General features: G+C 61.7%; 20 protein-coding genes and 1 pseudogene. 10 read left to right on the top strand and 11 right to left on the bottom strand.

Going from position 1 to position 24475, the window contains the following annotated elements:
- Positions 1-2: 2 nt before the first annotated feature.
- Positions 3-434 carry a S24 family peptidase gene (locus ALII_RS0114945; protein ID WP_024588042.1) on the bottom strand — a complete coding sequence of 144 codons (432 nt, stop codon included), beginning with the start codon at positions 432-434 and terminating at the stop codon, positions 3-5.
- Between the two features lie 80 nt (positions 435-514).
- On the opposite strand from ALII_RS0114945, the pseudogene ALII_RS23165 reads away from it, so the two are divergent.
- From ALII_RS23165 to ALII_RS0114920, 7 genes and pseudogenes are all read left to right on the top strand, one after another.
- A pseudogene (locus ALII_RS23165) lies at positions 515-670 on the top strand (hypothetical protein); the annotation flags it as partial.
- Positions 671-727: 57 nt separating this feature from the next.
- The gene (locus tag ALII_RS0114940) at positions 728-1444 is read left to right on the top strand and encodes an SOS response-associated peptidase (protein ID WP_029660584.1); all 717 of its coding nucleotides are present in this window, start codon (positions 728-730) and stop codon (positions 1442-1444) included.
- Positions 1441-1734 carry a hypothetical protein gene (locus ALII_RS0114935; RefSeq protein WP_029660583.1) on the top strand — a complete coding sequence of 98 codons (294 nt, stop codon included), beginning with the start codon at positions 1441-1443 and terminating at the stop codon, positions 1732-1734. The genes ALII_RS0114940 and ALII_RS0114935 overlap by 4 nt, the downstream gene beginning before the upstream one ends.
- Positions 1727-1993 (top strand): hypothetical protein, encoded by a 267-nt coding sequence (locus tag ALII_RS21325; RefSeq protein WP_348265985.1) that lies wholly within the window; start codon positions 1727-1729, stop codon positions 1991-1993. The genes ALII_RS0114935 and ALII_RS21325 overlap by 8 nt, the downstream gene beginning before the upstream one ends.
- A 135-nt stretch (positions 1994-2128) precedes the next feature.
- Positions 2129-2551, top strand: coding sequence for an antitoxin Xre/MbcA/ParS toxin-binding domain-containing protein (locus ALII_RS0114930; protein WP_081719006.1), 423 nt, complete (start codon positions 2129-2131; stop codon positions 2549-2551).
- A gap of 668 nt (positions 2552-3219) precedes the next feature.
- Positions 3220-4581 (top strand): site-specific integrase, encoded by a 1362-nt coding sequence (locus ALII_RS0114925; RefSeq protein ID WP_024588040.1) that lies wholly within the window; start codon positions 3220-3222, stop codon positions 4579-4581.
- Between the two features lie 115 nt (positions 4582-4696).
- Positions 4697-5269, top strand: a complete 573-nt coding sequence (locus ALII_RS0114920) for a DUF6088 family protein (RefSeq protein ID WP_024588039.1) — start codon at positions 4697-4699, stop codon at positions 5267-5269.
- On the opposite strand, the gene ALII_RS0114915 is transcribed toward ALII_RS0114920, so the two are convergent.
- From ALII_RS0114915 to dcm, 7 genes are all read right to left on the bottom strand, one after another.
- A complete protein-coding gene (locus ALII_RS0114915; RefSeq protein WP_024588038.1) occupies positions 5270-6400 on the bottom strand; it encodes a PIN-like domain-containing protein in 1131 nt (376 codons plus the stop codon). It abuts the gene before it with no gap.
- A 5-nt stretch (positions 6401-6405) separates the two neighbouring features.
- Positions 6406-6933: a hypothetical protein gene (locus tag ALII_RS0114910; protein WP_024588037.1), complete on the bottom strand. Its 528-nt coding sequence runs from the start codon at positions 6931-6933 to the stop codon at positions 6406-6408.
- Positions 6930-8603, bottom strand: a complete 1674-nt coding sequence (locus ALII_RS0114905) for a DEAD/DEAH box helicase family protein (protein ID WP_024588036.1) — start codon at positions 8601-8603, stop codon at positions 6930-6932. The genes ALII_RS0114910 and ALII_RS0114905 overlap by 4 nt, the downstream gene beginning before the upstream one ends.
- On the bottom strand, positions 8603-10924 hold the full coding sequence (locus ALII_RS0114900) for an ATP-binding protein (RefSeq protein WP_024588035.1): 2322 nt from the start codon (positions 10922-10924) through the stop codon (positions 8603-8605). The genes ALII_RS0114905 and ALII_RS0114900 overlap by 1 nt, the downstream gene beginning before the upstream one ends.
- A complete protein-coding gene (locus ALII_RS0114895; RefSeq protein ID WP_279331687.1) occupies positions 10921-11376 on the bottom strand; it encodes a very short patch repair endonuclease in 456 nt (151 codons plus the stop codon). The genes ALII_RS0114900 and ALII_RS0114895 overlap by 4 nt, the downstream gene beginning before the upstream one ends.
- Positions 11360-12307, bottom strand: a complete 948-nt coding sequence (locus ALII_RS22060; protein ID WP_139139294.1) for an Eco29kI family restriction endonuclease — start codon at positions 12305-12307, stop codon at positions 11360-11362. Before ALII_RS22060 ends, ALII_RS0114895 begins: the two co-directional genes overlap by 17 nt.
- Before the next feature lie 78 nt (positions 12308-12385).
- The gene (gene dcm / locus ALII_RS22055; RefSeq protein WP_024588032.1) at positions 12386-13552 is read right to left on the bottom strand and encodes a DNA (cytosine-5-)-methyltransferase; all 1167 of its coding nucleotides are present in this window, start codon (positions 13550-13552) and stop codon (positions 12386-12388) included.
- Positions 13553-13916: 364 nt separating this feature from the next.
- On the opposite strand from dcm, the gene ALII_RS0114875 reads away from it, so the two are divergent.
- Genes ALII_RS0114875 through ALII_RS0114865 form a run of 3 tightly spaced genes read left to right on the top strand, consistent with a single transcriptional unit; the run spans position 13917 to position 19373 of the window.
- Complete coding sequence (locus tag ALII_RS0114875; protein WP_024588030.1) at positions 13917-14669, top strand: ImuA family protein; 753 nt, start codon at positions 13917-13919, stop codon at positions 14667-14669.
- Complete coding sequence (locus ALII_RS0114870; protein WP_024588029.1) at positions 14584-16104, top strand: DNA polymerase Y family protein; 1521 nt, start codon at positions 14584-14586, stop codon at positions 16102-16104. Before ALII_RS0114875 ends, ALII_RS0114870 begins: the two co-directional genes overlap by 86 nt.
- Positions 16101-19373 (top strand): error-prone DNA polymerase, encoded by a 3273-nt coding sequence (locus ALII_RS0114865; protein WP_024588028.1) that lies wholly within the window; start codon positions 16101-16103, stop codon positions 19371-19373. Before ALII_RS0114870 ends, ALII_RS0114865 begins: the two co-directional genes overlap by 4 nt.
- Here ALII_RS0114865 and ALII_RS0114860 read toward each other — a convergent pair.
- From ALII_RS0114860 to ALII_RS0114850, 3 genes are read right to left on the bottom strand one after another with little or no spacing between them, the layout of a single operon-like run.
- Positions 19345-21120 (bottom strand): helicase-related protein, encoded by a 1776-nt coding sequence (locus tag ALII_RS0114860; protein WP_024588027.1) that lies wholly within the window; start codon positions 21118-21120, stop codon positions 19345-19347. The two genes, ALII_RS0114865 and ALII_RS0114860, sit on opposite strands and share 29 nt — an antisense overlap.
- Positions 21120-22919 carry a hypothetical protein gene (locus tag ALII_RS0114855; protein ID WP_024588026.1) on the bottom strand — a complete coding sequence of 600 codons (1800 nt, stop codon included), beginning with the start codon at positions 22917-22919 and terminating at the stop codon, positions 21120-21122. Before ALII_RS0114855 ends, ALII_RS0114860 begins: the two co-directional genes overlap by 1 nt.
- Positions 22916-24106: a DUF6361 family protein gene (locus tag ALII_RS0114850; RefSeq protein WP_024588025.1), complete on the bottom strand. Its 1191-nt coding sequence runs from the start codon at positions 24104-24106 to the stop codon at positions 22916-22918. Before ALII_RS0114850 ends, ALII_RS0114855 begins: the two co-directional genes overlap by 4 nt.
- Between the last annotated feature and the right edge of the window lie 369 nt (positions 24107-24475).

Raw genomic sequence — 24475 nt, 5'->3', positions numbered from 1 at the left:
ATTCATTCGACCGGGTAGCGCCGCACGACCCCGGCGACAACGCCCCAGATCTCGCAGTCCTCGGTCATGCGGATCGGTGCATAGTTCTGCTTGCGCGAGCGCGGCATCAGCCACAGTTCGCCGTCGCGCCGCTCAATCACTTTGACCGTGACCCCACCCTCCACCACCGCCAGCACGATGCGGCCCGGCCGTGCCTTGCCCGCCTTGTCCACCGCGATCAGGTCACCGTCGAAGATGCCCTCATCGACAAGGCTGTCGCCCGACACCCGCCACCAGAACGTTGCGCTCTCGTGCCGAACGACCCACGCGAAGGGATCGACCGTATCTTCCTGATCGTCGGCAGCAGGCGATGGAAACCCGGCCGCGACATTGATGCTGACCAGCCGATAAGACCGGCGGTCGATGATGTTGGGAATGCGGACGGGGCTGAGCATGAATGCGAACATAACGCGAACAAACTTGCACGACTAGCCATCCTGTGTCTTACCTTGCGTCGAAGCGAAGGAAGCTGTCGATGATTGCCGATGAACCACAGGCCGTCCCATACCTGCCACAGACGCCAGCAGGCATCTTCGAGCATTGGTGCACCCATCCCGGGTGCTCGCGCTGGGGGAGCTTTGGCTTTTCGACCGGGCGCGCGGAGCCACGGTGGTATTGTGGCGAGCATCGCGCGCTTGGCGAGACCGTCCCGATGCAGCTGGCCAACGGCTGACGGGAGGGACGTGCCTTGTGCAATCTCTACAATATCACCATTGGCCCGCAGGCGATTCTCGAACTGACGCGCGCGATGACGAACCGCGTCGGCAACCTCGAGCCGCAAGATATCTATCCCGACTATCCAGCCCCCATCGTGCGGCAAGGTATGGATGGTGAGCGTGAGTTGGTTCGTGCGCGCTGGGGAATGCCGTCGTCGAAGAAGGCGATCTTTGACGCGACCGTGAAGCGGGTCGAGAAGATGAGGGCCAAAGGCAAGGACATCGACGACGAGGAGATTAAGCGCCTGCTGGCGTTGGAACCAGACATCGGCACGACCAATGTGCGTAACCTGACCTCACCGCACTGGCGACCGTGGCAAGGGGTCGAAAGCCGATGCGTCGTGCCTGCGACCTCATTCTCGGAATACAGCACCTTGCGCGGACCGGACGGCAGACTTCCGCTGCACTGGTTCGCCATCGATCAGATGAAGCCGCTTTTCGTCTTTGCGGGCATGTGGACTAATTGGACGGGTGTGCGCAAGGCGAAGGAAGGCACGGTGACAGCCGACATCTTTGCGTTTCTCACGACCGAGCCGAACGCAGTCGTCGCTCCGATCCACCCCAAGGCCATGCCGGTAATTCTCAAGACCGCAGAGGAGATCGACATTTGGCTACGCGCGCCATGGGACGAAGCAAAGGCGCTGCAACGGCCGCTGCCAGACGATCAGCTCGTTGAGGTCGCTGCATGAAGATCAAGCCGCCCAGTCGATCCGTGCTTGATCCCGAGCGGTTTCATGACTGTGCGGACGCGCTGGACCCATATGTTTACGCGCTGCTTCGTATGGCCGACAATCAGCGCGCGCATGCATCCGAGCCAAACTTTCGCCAAGTCCGCGAAGCGGCGCGTGCTGCCGGTTGGGACGACGTGGCGATTTCGGCTGCCATCGACTATCTCACCGCCGCCTTCGCCATGTCCGGAGAGCCTCTCCGCGCGGCCGATGAAGCGCGTGGGCTGCGGAAGGACCGAAGGGATGAGTGAAACGAAACTCCCGAGACTCATCGTGGTGATGGCCTTCGATCCCGACGATACAGGCGAGCTTCAAACCGTATTCGGACCGCAAGATTATCAGTCAGAGGACCGTGCCGTCAGACAGGCAAAGCTCCTCGCCGATCAGCACGCGGGCGTCATTGCTTGGAGCCGCGAAGCGAATGTCGACGTCGGCGAGTATGGCGAGCCGGTCACGTTGTTCCGAGCGGGGGTATCCCGGACATGGAGTAGTCGGCGCAACGCTCGATGATCTCGTCCAAGCCTGCGTGCGCATTCTGGCCGTTTCGGGCTACTATCGCTCTAAATTGCTAGGCGATCATGCGCAGATCCTCCGGCTTGCAAGCCGGGTTCGGATCAGATCTTGAATGCCTACTTGAAGCTTTGCATGTGCGATCAGCGACAGAAAGGGTTCATAGGATTGGTTAGTCTCTCCGCAAACGAGGATAGCCTTTTGATCACCGATGACGAGGCCCTCGCTCTGGCCCGTGCGACAGTGAACCTGGCCAAGGTCTGGCAACTGACCGACTTTGAAGCCTGCGCACTGTTGGGCGGCATGCCGCCACACACTTGGGCGCGTTGGAAGAACGGCTCCCATGGTCGGGTTCACCGAGATCTTCGGGCGAGAATGGCCGACCTGATGGGAATCCATGGAAGTTTGCGATACCTGTTCAAAACTCCTTCCCAGGGTTACAAGTGGATTCGAAAGCCGAACGCTGCCTTCAACGGTATTTCAGCGCTTCAGATTATGCTGCGCGGGGAGATTTCTGACCTCGCGATGATCCGCAAATGGCTCGAAGCTCAAGGGTAATCGCCGAGAGGTGTCAGGTGTAGGCTCAACGCCTAAGCGAAGAGCGCCTCTGACTGAGCCCGGAATCTGGGCGATGCCGGACGAGGTAGCGAACTACGAAGTTCCCGATTACGTCGAGTTCTTTTGATTGAAGCATGAGGACCATGTCCTCGCGAGTGCGGCTAGCGAGCTTCACCGCCTTGAAGTATTTGGCATCATTGGTCGCAGAAGCGGGATTATCCGAATGCGTCATCCCGAATGAAACTCGGAGCCCTCAACATCGCCTACGGCAAGCGGCGCTGTAGAACGGACAAAGCGCCCGCACAAAAAGCTATATGCCGGTTCAGCCAATCGAACAGCCCATGGGTCATTTTGATGAGGTGATTGAGTGCACACTATGGCGTTAAATGCCAAACTACGGGGTGCCCTACACGACTCCGGACGACTGACCTGATTGGAAGAAATGGCGCACCCGACAGGATTCGAACCTGTGACCTTCGCCTTCGGAGGGAATATGGCTAGCTCCGCCAAAAAGCGCAAGGAGCCGCCAATGTCCGCCTATCTCCCTGTAAACGCTAAACAATTTGAATTTCTTCTCCGCCGAAGCTACTCTTCTCCCCGCCACAGTTTTCGCCCGCATGCTTACGTGGTGCTTACGCGAGAGGAAACGGTAGGGTCGGAGGAAGCCCATGCCTAAGCTCACTAAACGGGTCGTCGACGCCACACATAGTCGCGAAAAAGATTACGTCATTTGGGACGACGAGCTGCCCGGTTTCGGCCTCAGAGTGTTCGCCTCCGGCAAGCGCAGCTACGTCATTCAGTATCGGCTCGGCAAGCGATCGAGACGCTTCACGATTGGCCTGCACGGCGTCTGGACGCCCGAGCGGGCCCGCCAGGAAGCGAAGGTGCAACTGGGGCGTATCGCTAAAGGCGAAGACCCGGCAGAAGAGAAGCAGCTCGACAACAGGGCGATCACGGTCAAAGAGCTGTGCGACCTCTACCTCGCCGACCTGAACGCCGGCCTCATTCTCGGAAAAGGCGGGCGCCCCAAGAAGCCAGGCACGATCGCCTCGGACATTGGCCGAATCCACCGGCACATCGTCCCCTTGCTCGGTTCCCGACGGGTGAAGGATCTGACCAAGGCCGAAGTCAACAAGGCCATGAAGGACATCATGGCGGGCAAGACGCGACTCGTTGCCAAGACGAAGAAGCTGCGAGGAAAATCGATCGTCAAGGGCGGAGCCGGGACGGCTACCCGTACGATCGGCTTGTTCGGCGGAATTCTCACCTACGCCGTGGATGCTGGCATTATCGAAGTGAACCCTGCACACGGTGTGCGGCGACCGAAGGACAGCGTCCGCGCTCGGAGGCTCAGCGAGACCGAATATCGCGTGCTTGGCCAGTTGCTCGCTAAGGCGGTCGAGAACGAGAAATATGAGGTTTCGGTCGATTTGATCCGCCAACTTGCGCTCACGGGCTGCCGCCGAACCGAAATGGTCACTCTGACTTGGGCCGAAGCCGATACCGATTCAAGCTGCCTGCGACTGACGGACAGCAAAGAGGGGAGATCTATCCGCCCAATCGGCCTGCCCGTCGTGGAGTATCTCGAGAAGCGCCGGAAAACGAGAGCAGGCACCTACGTCTTCCCGGGACAAGGAGATGATAACGCTTTCGGAAGCTTGCCGAACCATTGGGAGCAGATATTCGACGGTACGCCGCTCGCCGACATCACGCCTCATGTCCTGCGACATAGCTTCGCCAGCATCGCAAATGATCTTGGTTTTACGGAGGTCACCATCGCTGCTCTGGTTGGACATTCGAAGGGTTCCGTCACCAGCAACTACATACACACGCTCGACACGGCACTGATCATGGCCGCCGACACCATCTCTGGCTACATCCAGGGCCTCCTGGACGGCATTGAATTCAAGCAGACGGCATATGCCGTAGATCGGGAGTCGCGCCGCGCAGCGCTCGCACGCTTCTTACAGCAGGCTACGGCAGCGGACGCCGTCGGCACGGCGAATGACGAACAGCGAGCCGCTGCATAACGCTCAGCAAGTGGCGGTGGAATTCTGCCGGGAATGCCGCTACTTGCATGTCAGAAAAACTTGCCTCATTTTCTGACAGGTGAAGACGCTAAACGCCTCAGTCCCCGAGCGGGTTATGAAGCGCGTCCGCGCTAGCGGACGTGGCAGCGTCTTCACGCCTAGCGACTTCCTCACAGTTGCCACCCGCTCCTCTGTTGATCAAGCACTCTCCCGGTTAGTGACGGCCGGACAGCTCCGCCGGCTTGCGCGTGGGCTCTACGACTTTCCGAAGCTACACCCGAAACTCGGGGCGTTGTCACCCGCACCCGACGAGGTTGCACTCGCTCTTGCGCGAGAGACCGGCTTGCGGGTGCAGATCGCCGGAGCGCGTGCGGCGAACGCGCTCGGCCTTTCAACCCAAGTCCCGGCACAAAGCACTTATCTGACCGACGGCCCATCGCGTCGCGTGGTCCTAGGAACGCGCGTCGTGGATCTTCGCCACGCCTCGCCCAAACATCTTATCGCGCCAGGCAGCCCCGCCGGGACGGTGATCCAGGCGCTTCGGCATGTCGGCCCCCTCCGAGCGGCGGACGTCGCGAGCGTCGCGGCGAGCCGGCTTTCGGCACCCGATAAGAAGACACTGGCCTATGCGGCGATCCAGGCACCAGCGTGGATGAGGACAACGCTCGCTGCCATCGCGCTTCTTTAATCAAGGCTTATGCACTGTGTCACCGCCAAGGTCTCCGTCGACGTCCTGACCGTTTTGTAATGCCACTTCGGACATCGACTTGATTTGTCTATTCAGTTCGTCAAGCCGTGCCCTCATCGCCGCGCGATCACCTGACACAGTCCCGATGCCGCCCGGAGCCCCTGACAGTATACCCACGATGTGGTCACGCTCATCTTCGAAGGTGCGCAGTGTCGCGTCACGTTCCAGCGCCGCTGCTGCGTCATCCTGCCGCCGGCGAGCCTTCTCGTCGGCGAGAATGCTTTCCTCGACCCGCGCGACGTTGGGCTTGATATCGGGGAACCGATCAGCTGCGAAACGCAGGAACTGACTGAACTCATAAATGTGAAAATCCTCGCCGGCCTGCGAGCGAAACTCCTCAATCAGCTCCGGGCGAGCACCCATTTTCCGCCCGCGGTGTATCCACCACCAGTCCTCCTTCGCGTCATCGGAAATGAAGATCACAGGCCGATTGTCGGCTTTCGCCTTGGCGATCATGTCCTTCCAGATGATGAGATCGCCGAATTTGTCGTATTCTCCCGCGTCCTTCTTCTGGTCCTTGTAACCCGGCGGTATTTTCTTGGAGTAACGATCTTCGCCCTCCTTCTTCAGCGCAGCAAGTCTCTCCGACGGCCACTTATCTCCAATCCGATGCCCAAGGAGCGAGGTCAGTTTCTCTAAGACTCCTTCGGCCCCAACAGAGGGATGGGCATCACGTGCAGCCTCCATGCGCCCCTTGAAGTCCGATACAAACATATCGAGCGCGGCCAGTTCCTTCTGCACGTCTATCGTCGGATGCGCGCGCAGTTGGCGGAGACGTTCGCGCGCTTTGTCGATGTTCGCCTCTTGATCTTTGATCAGCGCGTCATAGGCATCCAGGGCGCCGAACTCGACGTCCAGGCGATTGCGATGAAATTCGAGGCCGACTTGATATGGGATCCACAAAGCGTCGCCGAGCGCTTCGAAAAGACGTAGCAGTTCATCTCGCACGACGGTCGTGTGCCGGAGGCAATGAAGGAGGACGTTCGCGTCGGGAACGAACACTGCGGTATCCCAGAGCTTCGCGATGTGCTCCGGCGTCTTTGGGTACCATCCTGGAAAATTGTCACGCATATGATTCAGTCCAACCAGGCGAGTTTCTCGACCCCGAGGCGGGTGGCGGCATCTCTGACGAGATTGCGTGTCGCTTCGTCCGGCGTCTTTCCTGTCTCCAGAAGCACCGCGCCAAACGGCTTGCCCTCATGACGAGATTTTCCTCGCTCGAAGACGGCCATGATGACGAGTTTCCAATCCCGGCTCTTGCCCCAGCAGATGACGCGACCATCTTCTAAGCGGCAGCCGTGTGGCTTGATGAATGTTTCTGCCGCCTCGGTCGGCGCCGTCATGTCGAGCGCGCGCCAGATCTCGGGTTCGCTCGCGAGCAGCCGCGCACGCTCATATGGCTTGATCAGGGAATCCTTGATGTAGACCCGTACTTTTCTCGGGTCCATGAAGTGCGCCAACTGCCCGCCAATGGTCGGATCCTTGGTCCACTTTTCATAAAACCGAGACCGCTCCGCATCGTTGAGCGAGGCCCAGCCCAAATCATCCGCCGCGCCCCACAGCTTGTCCCGCAGGCCATCTCGTATGTCCTCGGGCATCATCATTGCACGGTTCCCCGGTTATGCGGTTGGGGAAAGTCAAAGGCCGGCAACTCCAACGTGGGATCGCCCTCGCGCATGAACAGGTCGGCCTGGTCCCGCATCCACTCAAGCATGAAACTCCCAGCGCCCTCGTCACGGAAGTGCACCATGCCCGGCAGGCGAAGACGCTCGAGGTCACCCCGCGCGGCCTTCTCAAGCTCCACGACCTCTGCGATGCGCCGCAAGTCGCTCACGAAATCGAGTACAACCACTTTAGTTTTCTTGGGGCTGATCCTTAGGCCGCGCCCAAGTTGCTGCACGAAGATTCGACGGCTGTGGGTCACGCGCATGAACGCGATCATGTCGACGTCAGGCACATCGACGCCCTCGTTGAAGAGATCGCGCGTCGTTACGACGTCAAGGCTTCCTTTGCGAAAGGCCGCCATCACTTTATCACGCTCGCGGGCGCTCATCTCACCGGTGATGGGCTCAGCCCGGAAACCGAACAAGCGCAACGTGGCCGCGAAACTGTTGGCATGATGCACCGAAGAGCAGAACACGATGGCCGACCGCCGGCGCTCAGCATCGAACGTCTCACGGATAGCGCGCGCCGCCTCCTCATCGCGTGTAGGAAGCAGCAACAGGCGATTCAGTTGACTGAGTGAGTAGCGGTTGCGCGATTGGGAGCGAACGAGTTCCCAGTCGATGTTATCAGCGAGGAGCCTGTAGTCTGCCTCGCATAGAAATCCTCGTTTCAAGCCCTCGGCGATCCCAATTTTCAACACCGGAGGTCCAAGGAGTTCGTCGATATCGTATCCGTCCCCGCGCCATGGCGTGGCCGTAACACCGCCAATCATCGCTTCGGAGAGATGGTCCGTGACGCGTCGGAAGGTCTCCGAGCCAACATGATGAGCCTCGTCGATAAGCACCAAGCCGAAGTCAGGGAGTTCCTCAAGCCTCGACACAGCGGACTGGATGGTCGCGAAGGTGATACCAGCCCAATGGCTTGGGCTCTCACCGCCCATTAGACGATGTGTCCTGATCCACTTCGGAAGTTGATCCCAGAACGAGCGTTGTAGCTGATCGACGAGTTCACGTGTGCCTGCGAGCACCAGCGCTCGCCCCGTAGGAATCGCCTCATCTCGAAACAGTTGCGCGACGCTTTCCGCCAAAACGACGGTCTTTCCCAGGCCTGTGGCCAAGACAACCTGAGCTCGGCCGGTCTCGCGGAGCGACGCCACGAAATTCTCGACTGCCTCGTCCTGATAGTCGCGCAGCTCTCTTCGATGCACCGAGTACTCAGGACTTTTCCGAGCGAGCTCAAGAAGCATCGCTGGTTCTAGGACCCCAATCTCAATCCCGAGCGCCTTCCAGCGCTTAATGGCATCGTGTGTGGCGGGACCGGCTCTCCTGCTGGACGCTACATAGATGCGGTCCGCTTTATAGAACCGCGCGGCCTCTCCGACCTCGTTCACCGCGCTCGCCGACGGGTAGCCGCCGGTGGTAAACTTGCACTGGATTACCCAAAGCTCTCCATTCTTGACACCGAGCACGTCCGCGCCGTGATCGCCGGAACCCGCGACCAGCCGCACATCCTCGAACCCGTTGCAAACAAGGAGCCTTGCAACGTCCCGCTCAAAGGCTTGCCACGGCCCCTTTAACAATCGCTCCGCGTCGAGGAAGGGCTCGCGCATCAGTCGGACACGTCGGATTTTAACAGCCTCACGGAGCAGCTCGCTCGGATCACCGCATCTCGGCTCGCACGCTCAATATCGGCCGGCGATTGATTGGCGAGCCACACGGCATCGCTGAGATACGCGTCGTATCGTGAGCGCACCGCCGAACGGGCTTGTTCGGAGATCACGTCACTGCCGAAATCTAAGCTCCCGTAAGCGTCGTCCCAATACTTGCCGTCCAGGAACAGCTCAGGGTGTCTGGCAAAAAGTTCTCTCAGGGATTCCGGGTCCGCATAATCCCAGAAACGCCCATCCGCGATTAAGGCCTTATGATCAGGTACGCCTCGATTGGCCATTCGGCGGGCGACGGCATCGCGTTCAGCGCTCTCGAGTTCATTGAACATTGCCTCGCCCTGTCCGTCCGCGACAAGGGTGGGGATAGCGCGTGCCATGTCGCTGAGGACGGACGTCGCCAGCGTGATGATCTCCTGAGGATCGAGTCGGCTATTTAGGCAATACAGCTTACGAAAATCGGCGAGTACGCCAGCGACTGAGGGATCTTGCGCCTGCCCCTTTAGGAACTCGACCGTACGATGAGTGAGCTCGGTGAGAAGTCCGTCAAGCGGGGTCATCGTGGTAGAACGAAAGACATCATGGCTCACGTCGACCAAAAAACCGTAAGTCCTGGTTGCGACGTCATCAAGTTTTAGAACCCAAGGGAGACCGGCCGGAAGATCAGGGTCATTGCTGGCGACCCCATAGGCTTGAATCTCATACTCGACCCTAAAAGTCGGATGCACATACTTACGGGATAGCTCGTGGATTTGCCGACGCGGCGGCGCTGGCGGCTCGGGTTGCGGCGGGGGCGGTGCGGTCGTTGTGGTGTCTTCCGGATCACCCGCAGGCGGCTCATCTACGAAGCCCGGCGGCAAGAGCGCATCGCCTCCCTCGGCCGGTTTCTCACCCAAGACTTCTTTATCCTGCTCAAGTACGAGCTGCCACCAGCGCTCGTCTGTCAGATAGTCAGGATCATCCTCCTCGAAGAGGTTTGCCATCTGCTGGGCACGGTCGTTATCCTTCACGACCAAGACACGTGACCACAGCCCGTTTTTTCCTTGAGGGCTAGACCGACGGAAAGTCTGGTAGAGCTTGTAAAGCGGGCTGTCGTTGCCAGCATAACCCCGTTGCTTGGCGACGATAGGCCGGAGCGGCCCGTCACCACGAACGACGCGCAACATTTCACTCCATGCGGGATCGTCCCGCTCGAAGCGGTCTTTGGTGTAACTTACGCGGCAGTGATCAATATGTATCTCGCCAACAAACCGACCGCGTCCTCGCTGATCGTCGGTGGGATATTCCACTTCAGCCGTGTCGCCGTCGCTCCATTCGAACAAATCCTTATTCGCGATCTCGATCTTGCGCCCGTTTCGGATGAAATCCAGACCGAACTCAGTGTTGTGAAGATAGCGTTGGAGGCCGATCCAACCGTGGACCCGGCGCTCAGCCTCGACCACCTCGCAGCTCGGGCTCCCCGTCGGGCAGGTTTCCTCGGCCGCCGCGAGCGTTCTCATGCAGTGGATGCAGTAACGACGCGGCGCGAGCTTGAAGTCAATGTGCTCCACCGCCCGGGCGACGGTGCCATCTGGAAACGAAACCGTGCGATCCTCACCCCAAACGCAGTGACGCCTCGGCGCCAAGCGCGTGCTTCCCACCATCAGGCGGATCTTGCCGGCCTCTGATTGACCGAGCAGCGAGGAGTACGCTCGCGCGACGTGCTTGCGCACCGTTTTCTGATTGTTGCCTCGCGCCAAGTATGCACGCTGATCCGGCTTCAACCGGCTTATTACAATCGTTGTCCCATGCGCGTTGTGATCCGGCTTGGCGCGTGTCTGGCGGGGGACCTTGAAGCTACGGGTCGTGCGCAGCTCATCAAGGTCGATACGCACGCCGACCTCCTCGGGATCGCCGGCGCGACTAGTCCAAACCTCGGTCACTAGGCCCAGCCGAGCCGTCGCGATGTTGAAGCCCATTCCAAAGAGGCCGAGATTCGACAATGGATCGTTGCCAGACCAGCCAGCTCGAACGGCGTTTTCCAAAGACTCAAACGACATCCCCGGGCCATTGTCCCTGACAGTGACGCGCGCGTTCTCGTTATCGGCGGTCGGTAGCGCGACGCTAATCTCTGGCGCGTCGATGGGGTCACCAGATCGCGTCGCGTGGACGAACCCGTCGATAGAGTTGTCGATTAGCTCCGCGAGGCACCGCCATTGAGGAAGGTTGATCTCACCCAGCATCTGCAGGACGCGGGGGTCCGGCGTCAGATCGAATTCCTGGCTCATTCTATCTCGTTCCCCCTTCGTAGCGGCAACGCGCTCTGCGCGCTCTTTATCTTGCTCGCCAGAGCGTCCAAATCATCGGCACCCGTCCGGCATTCCCAAACCTCCAGGACATACCAGCCACGCGCCTCCAGCTCGCCGCGCGTTCTCAAATCCCGTTCGCGATTGCCCACTAGTTTAGGCCTCCAAAAGTCAAGCTTTGACTTTGGCATTCGCGCTAGCTTGCAGGCGGGATCCGGATGTTGGTGCCAAAAACAGCCATGCACGAAAACCGCGATACGCCGTGAACGAAACACCAAATCAGGCCGGCCAGGTAAATCCTTCGCGTGAAGTCGGTAGCGTAAGCCAGCCGCATGCATCGCGCGCCGGACCTTCAGCTCAGGTTTTGTGTCCCGCGCCTTGATAAGCGCCATTTGAGCGCTTCTGGCCTTGTCTGTTTCATTCGTCTTCCGCACCACCAGCCTCGTCGGGCGCTGGCCCAGCTGCTTCCTCACCGACTGGAGGTTCCTCACTCTCTCGGCTAACTAGGTCGTCTTGGCGGAACCCTTCCAGCATCTCTTCCAAGAGCGCCGCATGATCCAACCGCGCGGGCACACGCTGCAAGGTGCTCTGGATGCGGCCTTCAATTTCGGTGGGACTGAGTGAATCGACCAGTCGTTCATCCATTGCCCAGGCGCGGCCAGGGTGGACCACGTCCCAAGGTGAGCGCTTGTTGGCGCGTGTGGACGCCGCATCGCCGTGCTTGCTCATGCCCCAGCACGCTTTCGTCTCGGCATTCCAGATCGGCCAGAACGTGCGGATCAGATGCTTTTCAGCCACGAGTTGCGCGTTCGTCGCGCATACCAAACGCCTACATCGAAAATCCGCCAGTCTGATGGGTGAGAGATGTTCTGGCAGTCGATCGGTGTAGGCCTCGGCCGTACCAATGGTGCCCGCATGCTCCAGCAGGCGCGCGGTCAGCTTTGCACCCTGTTCACGGGTAGTGCTTGCATCGTCATTGGCAGGATCGGCTTTGCCGACGTAGATTGGTGTTTCCGACCCAGAGATGCCCGCATAAAGTGGATGCTCGCCGCGATAGTAGATCGCGTACACGCCGGAGCCATACGCTGTGCGGACATCGGCGAGCGGAATCATAGGCTGAGCGAGAAGGGCGATTGAGACCATGCGCCCGATGGCCTTTGGATCGGCCGGATCAAACGTTGCTCTCGGCATCCGAATTGGATCGGTGGCCGATCTTGCAGCTTCGAGAGCCGCCGCATGCGAGGCGAGGCCCTCTCGTATACGCCTTACCACGGCTTGTGGCGGATTCTCGCCAGCAGCAGCTAGCACCGCGCTTAACGCATCCTCGAGTGCCTTAATCGCAGCGCGATCAGGTGCGAGCGCCATCCTTCATCCCTCTTCGGTATGCCGACACGAGGTCTTCTGGTCGCGACTCGTTCTCCCGGCTACGGCAAGGCTCAATCCTTACGCCGCCTTTCTTGCTGGTACTAGCGAAGGTTGCGCTCCACCAGCCGCAAGACCCACAAGCCACTCCCCGGCGGCAGCTCCAAGCTGGGCGGGAACCGCATTGCCCAATTGGCGCATACTTTCCGTCCAAGAGCGGGGAAATTCGTATTCGTCAGGGAGCCCCACAAGGCGAGCAGCCTCCCGGGTAGTGAAATAGCGGACGGTCCCGTCGTCTCGAACCATCATGTTTTCCCCCCCGGGAACGCCGTGGTCTCCTGCCTTCAGTGCTTTTGCAGGCAGATCGAGGGGGCTACCCGTATGTCCAGGATAAACCCGCGCACCAGTCTGCAGAACATGGTTGCGTTTTCCATTGGGTTCGCCGAGGCCAAGCAATGTATCCCGAACGGTCATCCAAGGCTGTGTTGATGGAGCAATCGCGAGCTTCTTCAGAGCCGCGACGCGGCGTCGATCCTGCTCAAGGACAGCCTCCTTACGTGGCTTCAAACCATGACGCTTCCAGTATTCGCCTGTTACGAATTGATCCCACAGCAACCGATCTCGAGAATGCGTCGGAACCATCAACGTCGGCGCAACACCGACGCTCATATGAACTCCGAAGATAAGGACGCGATGGCGAATTTGCGCCGCGCCATAATCAGCGGCGTTCACCAGTTGCCAAACAACGCGATATTCGCGCTTCGATCGCGAGGCGTTCAACCTCGTTAGATGCGACCCATGGCTTTCGCCGTCGCGCCGAAGCACCCTTGGGCGCTCTAGGCTCGCGATTATCCAGTTGAGGTACGGTTGGAAACGCGGACCAGCGAGGTTGCGAACGTTCTCGAACAGGAACATCCGCGGTGAGGCCTCACGAATGGCGCGGATAGCCTCTGGCCACATATCGCGATGATCGTCCTGGCCAAGCTTTTTTCCGCCTATCCCAAATGGCTGACACGGCGGCCCACCGGAGATCAGGTCAAGAGTGGCAATTTTCTCCCAATCGATCTCACGAACGTCCTGTAAACCCATAGGCCAGTCACGCACGTGCTCGACGCCATTCAGCTTGTTATGAAGAACCGTTTCAACCGCGTCACGATCGAACTCAGCCATATATGCGTGTTTGAAGCCTGCCCGGGACATCCCCAGAGCAAGCCCGCCACAACCGGCGAAGAGTTCAGCGCTTAACATCTCCGCCTCCTTCTAGTTCGAGCGGTAGCATCGGGCCACCAGCCGCTTCATCCAAATATCGTTCAATCGCACGCCGGATCAGCCACGCTACCTTGACCCCTTGCGCCTTCGCGAGCCTATCAAGCTCGGCCTTCTGACGCCTGGCCAATGTAGTGGTGACGCGCTCGGCATCCCGCCCATCCTTGCCCAAGCTTCCAACCTCCGCGGCGATCCGCGGCATTCCGCGGCAACCAATCGATCTTGGCCGAGAGTCCTTAAAAATTCAACTGGCATTGTGCGGAGTTAAACAGCCTTGACTCTCCAGCCATCAAAGAACAAAACATGAACACAATGCTATACCCGTCTCCGGAGGTCAAGGAAAAGAGTGCGGCCCGAGCCCGCCATAGAGTCTTTGCGCGCGCAGATCGAAAAGATCGAAGGCAGAAGCCGGCGCGCCAATACGGTTCTCCCGTTTGGGATTGCCGACGTCGACTCACGACTCCCCGGTGGCGGGTTGGCGCTTGGCGCCCTGCATGAGATCGCAGGGGGCGGGAACGGCGCGGTCGATGGGGCGGCGGCGGCATTGTTCAGCGCGGGTGTCGCGGCACGGACCAAGGGCAAGATCCTGTGGTGCATCACGCGTCCAGATCTCTTCGCGCCGGCGATCGCTCAAGCTGGTCTCGCGTCCGATCGCGTAATCTATCTCGAAGCCGGCGATGACAAGACCGTGTTGGCCTGCATGGAGGAAGGGCTGCGCCATGGTGGCCTAGGGGCGGTTCTCGGTGAGGTGGCGCGGCTTTCCATGACAGCCTCGCGCCGCCTGCAGTTGGCGGCCGAGGGAAGCGGATCGATCGGGATCGCGCTGCGGCGTTGGCGACGACAGACCGAAGCCACTGATTTCGGCCAACCCACCGCCGCGATGACACGCTGGCGCGTGTCTATGGTGCCATCGACACCTCTGCCTGTTCCGGGCGTAGGGCGTGCCCGCTGGCTAGTCGAACTGATCCGCGCACGCGCGGGCGAGAGTGCAGATTTCGAGTTGGAGGCGTGCGATGACACGGGTCGTCTCGCTCTTCCTGCCGAGTTGGTCCACCGACCGGCTCCGGCGGAAGGCTGGCGACGCGGCGCCTCCGGCTGAGGCGCCGCTCGTCCTGATTGGCCGGGAAGGAAACAGGCGGGTGGTGTTGGCGGCGAATGCCGCTGCCGTGGCCGCCAGCCTTTGCCCCGGCATGCCTGTGACCAAGGCTCAGGTCCTCGTGCCAGACCTCATCGTGCAAGATGCCGAGCCGGCAGCCGATGTGGAGGCACTTGATCGGCTCGCCACCTGGCTCCTGCGCTACGCGCCTGTCGTGGCCCCTGATCCTCCAGACGGGATCATCATCGACTCGACCGGAGCCGATCACCTTCACGGCGGCGAAGCCGCCATGCTGGAGGGCCTGATCGGAAGGCTGGCAATGTCTGGCATCGCCGCTCGCGGCGCGATCGCCGACAGCTGGGGCGCAGCCCACGCCTTGGCCCGGTTTGCAGCCCGTCCAACGATAATCGCTCCTGAACGTCATGATGCATCGCTGTTAGAACCGCTTCCGCTGGCCTCGCTGCGCATCGACGCTTCGATCGTCGCGGCGCTGCGAACGCTTGGCTTCGAAACCATCGGCGATATCCTCTCGCAGCCGCGCGCGCCGCTCACCCTGCGCTTCGGTCCAGCAATCGGCCGCCGTATCGATCAAGCGCTCGGCGATCTGTCAGAGCCGATTGATCCGGTTCGACCCGCCGACCTGATCGAAGTGCGCAGATCGTTCGCGGAACCGATCGGCGCGGCGGAGACCATCGCCCGCTACATCGCCAAGCTCGTCGATCAGCTCTGCGACCGCCTCGAGACAGCTGGTCTCGGCGCACGACGGCTCGACCTCATCTGCCACCGTGTCGACAGTCGCTCACAGGCGGTCCGGGTTGGAATGGCGACGCCGGTCCGGGATACAAAGCGCCTGACGCGCCTCTTATGCGACAAGATCGAGACGATCGAGCCCGGCTTTGGGATCGAGGTGATGACGCTTGCAGCCAGCGTCGCCGAGCCGATCGAGCGCCGGCAGACCGTCAGTTCGCTGATAGAGGAGAGTACACCGGACGTCTCGGACCTGATCGATACGCTCATGAACCGGGTAGGTGAGCACGCGCTCTATCGGCTGGCGCCGGTTGCGAGCGACGTCCCGGAACGCTCCGTTGGCCGCATTCCGGCGATGGCCGCCGATACAGGCGCAGCATGGCCCGGCCATTGGCCCCGGCCCTCGCGTCTGCTGGCCCATCCGGAGCAGGTCGAGACTGTAGCGCTGTTGCCCGACCATCCACCCGTTTCATTTACCTGGCGCGGCGTCCGTCGTCGGCTGCGCCGCGGAGATGGGCCGGAGCGCGTATTCGGCGAGTGGTGGAAACGCGACGCGGAGTTGGTCGCCGTCCGAGACTATTTTCGGGTCGAGGACGACGCCGGCGAACGCTACTGGCTTTATCGTGCCGGTGACGGCGAAGACACAGCGACGGGATCGCACCGCTGGTTCATCCACGGGGTCTTCGGATGACGTCGCCTCGCTACGTCGAACTGCAGGTCACCTCACACTTCAGCTTCTTGCGCGGCGCGTCCTCCTGCGAGGAACTGTTCGCGCAAGCGGCCTTGGCTGGGATCGAGGCCGTCGCCATCGTCGATCGGAATTCGCTCGCCGGCGTCGTCCGTGCTCATGAAGCGGCCAAGACGACCGGCGTTCGCCTGATTGTCGGTTGCCGGCTCGACCTCGCCGATGGGACATCCGTGCTGGTCTATCCAGCGGATCGACCCGCTTATTCGCGCCTCTGCCGGCTTCTTTCCCTCGGTAAGAAACGAGGCGGCAAGGCCAGGTGCATTCTCGAATGGCCTGATCTCGTTGCCTACGGCGATGGCCTGATCGTCGCGCTCGTTCCCGACCTTGCGGATGACGAGTGCGCGTTCCGGCTCCGGCGATTGCGGGACGCTTTCGGCGACAGAGCCTATCTCGCGCTCACCTTGCGCCGCCGGCCAAACGATCAACTCCGACTGCATGAGCTTTCGAACATGGCCACACAGATGCGCGTGCCCACCGTGGTGACGAACGACGTCCTCTTCCACGAGCCGGCCCGGCGGATCCTGCAGGATGTCGTCACATGCATCCGCCACAACGTCACGATCGATACGCTTGGCGATCGGCGAGAGCGACACGCCGACCGCTACATCAAGCCGCCGGACGAAATGCATCGTCTGTTCAGCCGCTATCCCGAGGCCCTTGCCCGGACGCTGCAGATCGCGCACCGCTGCCGCTTCAGCCTCGACGAGCTTGCCTACCAGTATCCGGAAGAGCGCGACGATCCCGCACTCACGCCCCAGCAGACGTTGGCGAAGCTCACCTGGGAAGGGGCGGCTGAACGCTATCCCGAAGGCGTACCCGAGAGCGTGACCGCCGCCCTCCAGCATGAGTTGCGGTTGATCGAGAAGCTGGACTACGCGCCTTATTTCCTGACCGTGAATTCCATCGTTCGCTTCGCACGGTCGAAGGACATTCTGTGTCAGGGTCGCGGATCGGCCGCCAACTCCGCCGTCTGTTACGTTCTTGGCATCACCTCGATCGATCCAGGCCGCAATGACCTGCTGTTCGAGCGATTCATCTCCGAGGAACGGCGCGAGCCGCCCGACATCGACGTCGATTTCGAGCATGAGCGGCGCGAGATCGTCATGCAGTGGGTGTTCGAGACCTACGGCCGAGAGCATGCCGCGCTGTGCTCGACCGTCATCCGGTATCGCACCAAGGGCGCGCTGAGGGACGTCGGCAAGGCGCTCGGCCTGCCCGAAGACCTGATCGGCACGCTGTCGTCGCAGGTGTGGGCGTGGTCAGAGGAAGGCGTCGAGAAGCGTCACGTCGAGGAGTTGAACCTCAACCTCGCCGACCGGCGCCTTCGGATGACGCTCGACCTTGCCCGACAGCTGATGGGCGCTCCCCGCCACCTCAGCCAGCACCCTGGCGGCTTCGTGCTCACCCATGACCGCCTCGACGATCTCGTGCCGATCGAGCCCGCGTCGATGGTCGATCGCCAGGTCATCGAATGGGACAAGGATGATATCGACGCTCTCAAGTTCATGAAGGTCGACGTCCTGGCGCTCGGCATGTTGACTTGCATGAAGAAAGGGCTCGATCTGCTCGCCGAGCACAAGGGCGTAAACCTCGATCTGGCTACCATCCCGGCCGAGGATCCTCGCACCTATGCGATGATCCGGAAGGCCGATACGCTCGGCACCTTCCAGATCGAAAGCCGTGCGCAGATGTCCATGCTGCCGCGCCTTAAACCGCGTACCTATTATGACCTTGTCGTTCAGGTCGCCATCGTCCGGCCTGGGCCGATTCAAGGCGACATGGTTCACCCCTATCTTCGGCGCCGGGAGGGGCTGGAGCCCGTCCATTATCCGAAGCCAGAGCTCGAGAAGGTTCTGGGCAAGACGCTCGGCGTTCCCCTGTTCCAGGAGCAGGCGATGCGCGTCGCGATCGAATGCGCCGGGTTCACGCCCGGGGAAGCCGACATGCTGCGCAAGTCGATGGCGACCTTCAAGTTCACCGGGGGTGTATCGCATTTCCGGGACAAGCTGATCGCCGGCATGGTGGCCAATGGCTACGACGCTGCCTTCGCCGAGCAGACCTTCAAGCAGCTCGAAGGCTTCGGCTCTTACGGCTTTCCGGAAAGCCACGCAGCCTCTTTTGCGCTTATCGCCTACGCGTCGGCCTGGCTGAAGTGCTGGCACCCCGACGTTTTCTGCGCAGCGCTCCTGAACAGCCAGCCCATGGGGTTCTACGCGCCGGCCCAGACCGTGCGTGATGCGCGAGATCATGGCATCGAGGTGCGACCGGTGTGCGCCAATGCGTCCCGTTGGGACTGCACGCTCGAGCCGATCGATGATGACGGCCGATTTGCTGTTCGGCTCGGCCTGCGCATGGTCAAGGGTCTGGCGAACGCCCATGGCGCAGCGATCGTCGCTGCCCGGGCGGGACATCCCTTCATGTCGGTGGACGATCTCTGGCGCCGAGCTGGCGTGCCTGTGGGCGCGTTGACGCAGATCGCTGAGGCGGACGGTTTCCGGCCGCCCTTTGGTCTTGCTCGTCGGGAAGCGCTCTGGGCGATCAAAGCACTTCGGGATGAGCCATTGCCGCTCTTTGCTGCGGCCTCGGCCCGCGAAGCGGAAATCGTGCCCGAGGTTGCCGAACCGGCCATCGTCCTCCGACCCATGACGGCCGGTGGCGATGTCGTCGAAGACTACCGCCACGTCAGCCTGTCTCTACGGGATCACCCCGTATCCTTCCTCCGGCAAGACCTGCGGCGGCGCCGAATGGTCACCTGCCTCGAAGCTATGGAGGCGCGTGACGGCCGGTGGCTCGAAGCGGCCGGCATCGTGCTGGTCCGACAGCGGCCAGGGTCTGCCAAGGGCGTCATGTTCATAACGCTGGAAGACGAAAGCGGCATCGCGAACCTCGTGGTTTGGCCTAAGGTCTTCGAGCAGAACCGTCGCACGATCCTGTCCGCAGGTATGATCGCGGTTCGCGGTCGCGTCCAGCGCGAGGGTGAAGTGGTCCATCTCGTCGCCCAGCGGCTCACGGACCTCTCCGCCGATCTGGCGAGCGTCGGCGATCGACAGACCGCCTTCCCGTTACCGCATGGTCGCGGCGACGAGTTTCACCATGGCTCGCCGACGCCCGATCCACGTGACTTGCCGCCCCGGACCGTTCGGCCGCGCGACATTTTCATCCCAGACCTCCACTTGGACACGATCAAGGTAAAGACGAGAGACTTTCGGTAACGACCGCTGCAGAGGCACGCGAGATAGCCGAGAGGTCGATCGCGAGTTCCCGCGCTCCGGTCTCGTCAGCTCCGACGCGGCGAAGCATCGCGACGAAGGCCTTGGGATCTGGCTGTCCCAACGCGAGCCGGTAGTAGAGCAGGTCCTCGAGCATGCGGTCCCGTCGGGCCGCTCGGTGGCTGAACCGCCAGTCAAAGCTGACGCTGGTCGGGCGGCCTTCGACTGGAAGCCACCACCGCTCGAGCCCCGTGCGGTCGCTATCGACCCTCTTGGCGAGAGAGATCAACTCGCCGAACGGGCTCGAGCCACGGGCGGCAGCGAGCGATTGCGCGCCATGCTCACGCGCCAGCGAGCGCCGGACCGCGAGACTCCCGTAGCGAGCGATGCGGCCCTCGCGCTGCTCGAAGTCGACCGGATCGCCCGGGAGGTCCCAATGAACGATCCGGCTGCACCAGAGATGGAAGTCCAATCCCTCTTGGCCGATCGAGGTGGTGCAGAGCATGTGCGGCCAGAAAGGCGAGTTGAACGCGCGGCGAAGGGTGTTGCTGCGAAGGCGCTTTATTCCCTTCTTTCCGCCGCGGCTCTGTTCGCCTCCGGCGAAGGGAGTCACGGCCTGCACTGGGACGCGGTGGTTGGTTCTGCCGCGGCGAAATTGCACGAGGCCGGGACGGTCGAGCAGGCTCGCCGAAAGCTGTTCGACGATCTCCTGTCCTTCGGCATCGCCCAGACTGGATAAGAGGCACATCTGCTCGTCCAGTACCGCCTCGAAGCCGCCCCTGAGCATCGCGTCCGCGAGCGCGTCGGGATAACGCTTCTTCTTGGACGATGACTGGATGAGGTCGGCGAAGGCCCTGTGGCCGAGATAAGGCCGCAGGTTCTCCCATAAGAACGCGAATGTCCGCTGTCGATCGCGGGGCCGATCCTGCGGAACATCGTGGCGCACAAGGCATCGCGCAAGGATCGAGCCCGGCGATGACAGGAGGTGGTCGCTGAGCGCCGCCACTTCCGCCGGTGAGACCCTGTTGATCTTGGGCAGGCTGGACCAGTTCTTGGCCTTCGCGCCCCGGCTCACCCTGTCGGCCAGCGATGAAACCCTCTGGTATGTTGTCCCGTTAATCTCGCGCTCGATCCCGGCCGCGACGATCCAGGTCGGACGCTTCTCTGTCCCGTCGATGCTCCCCGACTGGCAGTCGAAGATGTCCCGCATTGCCCGCTCGATCTCAATTGCGGTGAAGCCCTTAAGGTCGCCGCGGTCGGCGAGCAATCGCCGTCCTCCCGCGGCTCGCTCGCGGTCGAGCCGTTTCACAGCAGACAATAATGCAGGGAACCGTTCCAGCGCCGAGCGTATCAGTTCGCGCTCCGTCTTCCGGCCGGTCCTCGGGCCCGGCTTCCATCCGGGCAAGCTCGTTTCCGGGGTGAAGGTGAACACCCGGAATCCATTCCCCTCCTCGGGCAGCCAGCCGGGGACCAGCGCGAGACGATCTCCACCGGGATCGTATTCATCGGGGTCGATCCCAGTCAGCGAGACAAACTTCGGGCGGTTTTGACCGGCAATCTCGAGGCTCGGACAGAGGTACATCACGTTCAGTCGTCTGCGTCCCGCCCGCAGCCGCTGGGCGATCGTCCGGGCAATGACGGTCTTGCCCAGCCCGACCTCGTCGGCGACGAGGAAGCGACGCGGGCCGTTTGCCTTAAGAACCTCGCTTGCCACTTCGACGGTGCGGGACTGAAACGGTGCGAGCTCCATCAGACGTCCCGGTGGATGGCGTCGTGGACGGCCTGCAGGAAAGGCCGCACCTCGGACAGGTCCGCGAGAGCAGCGCGCCTCTCCTCCTCGTCGGGCAGTTCCTCGAAGGTCTCGCGAAATGAGTCGAGCATCGCCATCATGCCGGCGGTACGTCGCTCGAAGCCTCGAGGATCGCGGGCCCAGGCGGACAGCATCGTCTCAAGCGTGAACATCTCGGGCACGTTAGAGGGCTCGCGCTCATGGGTATTATGCAGCCGGTCGGACCACCTTTCCCCTGCCGTGCCGTCGAGACCGTCGAGTTGCGAGCGCAGCCAATCCCGGAACCTGCTGGCCCCAACGTATCGGGTCAGGAGCGCGAGGTCGCGCCGGTCGTGGTCGAGACCGGTAACTGGCAGCGAGAGCACCCAGCATCGTTGGATCGTCCTGTCCGTTAGGCTGGTCGCACGGAACGAGACGAGCGACGTCCGTTCGCTCGGCACGACATTCCCGCGCAGAAGTCGGACCTTTCGCATACCTGTCTCGATCCAGACCCAGGCGTCGGGTTCGAGGAACGGTGCTGCCTCGAACCGCGCGGTCGCGAGTGCGGCGTCCGCTCCCTCGCCGACTGTAAGCATCAGTCCGCCGTCCTCGTATTCAAGGGCGAGCTCGCATTCGAGGAGGAGAGCGATCCGCTCATCCAGCTGCCGCTGGCTTTCCTCAAGCCTCGCGAGATCCTCGTCTACTCGGGAATAGTCGAACTCAAAGCCAGATTGCACGAAGCTATGAAGCGAGCTGGCTAGCGCCGTGTCCATGACGTCGAGGATGGCGACAGCCTCGGCGTTTGGACCAAGCAATCCGCGCTTCGTCAGGTTGGCGCTGCCGAGCATGATGGCCGACCGCTTCCCCTTGCTGACGGCGATCATCTTGGCGTGAACACCCGCCGGTAGCGGCTCGATAAACTCAGCGGTCCTGTCGTCGGTCTGCTGGTCTACTGAGACAGTCGTTTCCGGCTCCGGCGCCGCACCTGTCCGAAAGACGATCCCGGATATCGGCGCACAGCTGCCAGCCGACACGTCATTCGTCAGCAGGGTAACGGAGGGGGCGCCCGCGCGTAGCACCTCTCGCAGTCCGGTCACATCGATGAAGGGGCTGACCGCGCTGGCCGTCTCCGCCCCACCCAGCAACGGCGCGGAGATGAAGGACGTGTCTCCACCCGGCCTGCGCCACAGCAATCGCCGAATGGCCGTACCGGCAGGAGCGAGCCAGCGCGCAGTGCGCAGCTCGTTGAGTTCAGTCGCAGTGAATTGGCCTTCGACCAGAAGGCCACGCGCCAGTTCGGCGATGTCCGGAACCAAACGCGCCGCCTTATCGTGCGAGGACGTAACGAGAAGGCCGGCGTCTAGGTCTCGCGAGCCAGTCAAGTTCCGGCTGCCGATCCAGAATCGCCACTGGACGGGATCGCCATCGTATCGAACGAGGGCGACTTTTGGATGCCAGCTCTGGCGGCGCTCGTTGGCCGGGATCGCCTCAATCATCGTGTCGAGCAGAGGCAGGATCGACCTGTGCGCTCGGGGTGCGATTATGCGACCGACCTGATGCAGCACGCGGAGCTTGCCGCGCACGCAGTCGAAGGCCTTCACGAGACCGAGCGGGGAGCTCTCGAACTCGGCCTCAGCATCTCCGCCAAGCGCAAGGACGAGTCCGAGTAGTGCGATAAGGTCGAGCGAGTAGGTGGCGACGACCGCTCGCGAGACGAATTGCCCAGCGTAGGGCCGCAGTGCGCCAAAAACCGAGATGCGGCTGCCCGGGTCGAAACTCATACGCCCACTCCGACGCGGATGATCATCTCCCGCACCACGGGCCACCGATAGTCGAGCGGTGCTGCGACGTCCTTGCGCCAGTCCACGCGCCGCTTAGCGTTCAGCAGGTACGCCCGCTCCCGCTTCAGCTCGCGCTCGCGGGTCTCGAGGGCACGGGAGATGCCGTCCAACTTCCTACCGGAGCGAACCCATTCGAGCACCTCCTGCACGAAGCGCGTGAGGTTGCCATCCATGCGGGTGGCCGCGCGCAGGGCGTCGAGGTTGGTCTCCAGTGCGGCCTCGCCATGCTGCGCAATGAGCTCAGGCAGCGCGTCGGAATGGAGCCGTTCGTCAATTTCCAGGTCCACGTTGCGCTTCGCCTCGACGAGTGCGGCATAGGCTGCACGCGCAATACAGGCGATCGACGCCGCCCTCCGTGCCAGCGCGAGCAGATCCCGCTCCTCGGTAGAGGCCACGTCCTGAACCTTCCGCGACCAAAGCGATACAGTGCACACGCCGGCTTCTGCGAGGCGGCTGAGCAGTGGACGCGTCCCACCTGGACCGGCCTGCCGCCATTTCCGACGGATGTACTCCGCCTCCACGCCACGGAGTTCGAAATCGAGAGCGCCGGACTTGTGCCGCCAACCCTCAGGCGCGCGCGGGATGTCTTCGAATAGATCGGTGACCGATGCCCTCAGCGCGTCGCTGTCGTCTCGCGTGATAAGCCTTGGCCAAGCGGCCTGCAGCTGCGATTCGGTCGGGGCGTAGTCCATGCCCGCGATAGGAGTTGCGATCTGCCAGGAGCGGAGGGCGGTCCAGTAGATCGTGCTCGCGCGAACAACCGGGCGCTCCCGTGCCTGATACTTCATCCATCCCGAGATGCCTGAGTTCTGTAGCTGCGGAACACCCTCCATCAATCGAAGAGAGTAACGGCGCTCTACCTCGAAGAGCCGGTCGCGGTCGAAACGACCGCCGTCGCTATTGGCCAATAGCTCCTGATACGCCCAGGCGACAAAGAATACATAGCGCAGTTGCTGATGCTGGACCGAAGTGCCTGGGAAGAAGCGGTCGGCGAACGCGAAGTGGATTGGTGCAAAGCCGAGCTCGTCGCGCGTCCCGTCCGACGAGAGCTTCGACAGAAATCGGTGAGCCGCATCTCGATCGGCCTCTGAGAGCATGAACCATCCGATAGCGGGCGTACCGGTCATCGAACCTCTCTTGCGCGGCCCGGATCAGGCTCTTCTCGATTGGGCATCCTCGTATGAATGTCGAGTGTCGCAAGTTCGAACGGAACGTTGGTGTCACAAGATGACACCGCAATACTGTCCAAACCCATCCGCCCGTAGGGTAAACGACACGCCCCCTCCGGGCACCAGCAGAAAACCGATTTCAAAGGATCAACCCCCGAGCCAGAATAGCCCGCGCGGTCTATCGCGGGTCAAGCTCAAGACTAATCATTTTGCCGACGTCGCACATACTTGATTGTGCTTGCTTAGATTAAAAGTGGCTACGTTGCGAGCTATGCCTCAATGGCAACCTCTGGGCGCCCTAGCGGCTAGTTGGAACGACCGGTGAGG

Origin of the sequence: Aliihoeflea sp. 2WW, from assembly GCF_000497755.1 — a bacterium.
In the GTDB taxonomy this organism is placed as follows: domain Bacteria; phylum Pseudomonadota; class Alphaproteobacteria; order Rhizobiales; family Rhizobiaceae; genus Aliihoeflea.
The sequence above is the reverse complement of the archived record's forward strand: the minus strand, read 5'-3'. Positions and strand labels throughout refer to the sequence as shown.

Coding starts and splice junctions, on each gene's coding strand:
- ALII_RS0114945 (WP_024588042.1), bottom strand. CDS start 434: ATGCTCAGCCCCGTCCGCATTCCCAACATCATCGACCGCCGGTCTTAT.
- ALII_RS0114935 (WP_029660583.1), top strand. CDS start 1,441: ATGAAGATCAAGCCGCCCAGTCGATCCGTGCTTGATCCCGAGCGGTTT.
- ALII_RS21325 (WP_348265985.1), top strand. CDS start 1,727: ATGAGTGAAACGAAACTCCCGAGACTCATCGTGGTGATGGCCTTCGAT.
- ALII_RS0114930 (WP_081719006.1), top strand. CDS start 2,129: ATGTGCGATCAGCGACAGAAAGGGTTCATAGGATTGGTTAGTCTCTCC.
- ALII_RS0114925 (WP_024588040.1), top strand. CDS start 3,220: ATGCCTAAGCTCACTAAACGGGTCGTCGACGCCACACATAGTCGCGAA.
- ALII_RS0114920 (WP_024588039.1), top strand. CDS start 4,697: ATGAAGCGCGTCCGCGCTAGCGGACGTGGCAGCGTCTTCACGCCTAGC.
- ALII_RS0114915 (WP_024588038.1), bottom strand. CDS start 6,400: ATGCGTGACAATTTTCCAGGATGGTACCCAAAGACGCCGGAGCACATC.
- ALII_RS0114910 (WP_024588037.1), bottom strand. CDS start 6,933: ATGATGATGCCCGAGGACATACGAGATGGCCTGCGGGACAAGCTGTGG.
- ALII_RS0114905 (WP_024588036.1), bottom strand. CDS start 8,603: ATGCGCGAGCCCTTCCTCGACGCGGAGCGATTGTTAAAGGGGCCGTGG.
- ALII_RS0114900 (WP_024588035.1), bottom strand. CDS start 10,924: ATGAGCCAGGAATTCGATCTGACGCCGGACCCCCGCGTCCTGCAGATG.
- ALII_RS22060 (WP_139139294.1), bottom strand. CDS start 12,307: ATGGCGCTCGCACCTGATCGCGCTGCGATTAAGGCACTCGAGGATGCG.
- dcm (WP_024588032.1), bottom strand. CDS start 13,552: ATGTTAAGCGCTGAACTCTTCGCCGGTTGTGGCGGGCTTGCTCTGGGG.
- ALII_RS0114870 (WP_024588029.1), top strand. CDS start 14,584: ATGACACGGGTCGTCTCGCTCTTCCTGCCGAGTTGGTCCACCGACCGG.
- ALII_RS0114865 (WP_024588028.1), top strand. CDS start 16,101: ATGACGTCGCCTCGCTACGTCGAACTGCAGGTCACCTCACACTTCAGC.
- ALII_RS0114860 (WP_024588027.1), bottom strand. CDS start 21,120: ATGGAGCTCGCACCGTTTCAGTCCCGCACCGTCGAAGTGGCAAGCGAG.
- ALII_RS0114855 (WP_024588026.1), bottom strand. CDS start 22,919: ATGAGTTTCGACCCGGGCAGCCGCATCTCGGTTTTTGGCGCACTGCGG.
- ALII_RS0114850 (WP_024588025.1), bottom strand. CDS start 24,106: ATGACCGGTACGCCCGCTATCGGATGGTTCATGCTCTCAGAGGCCGAT.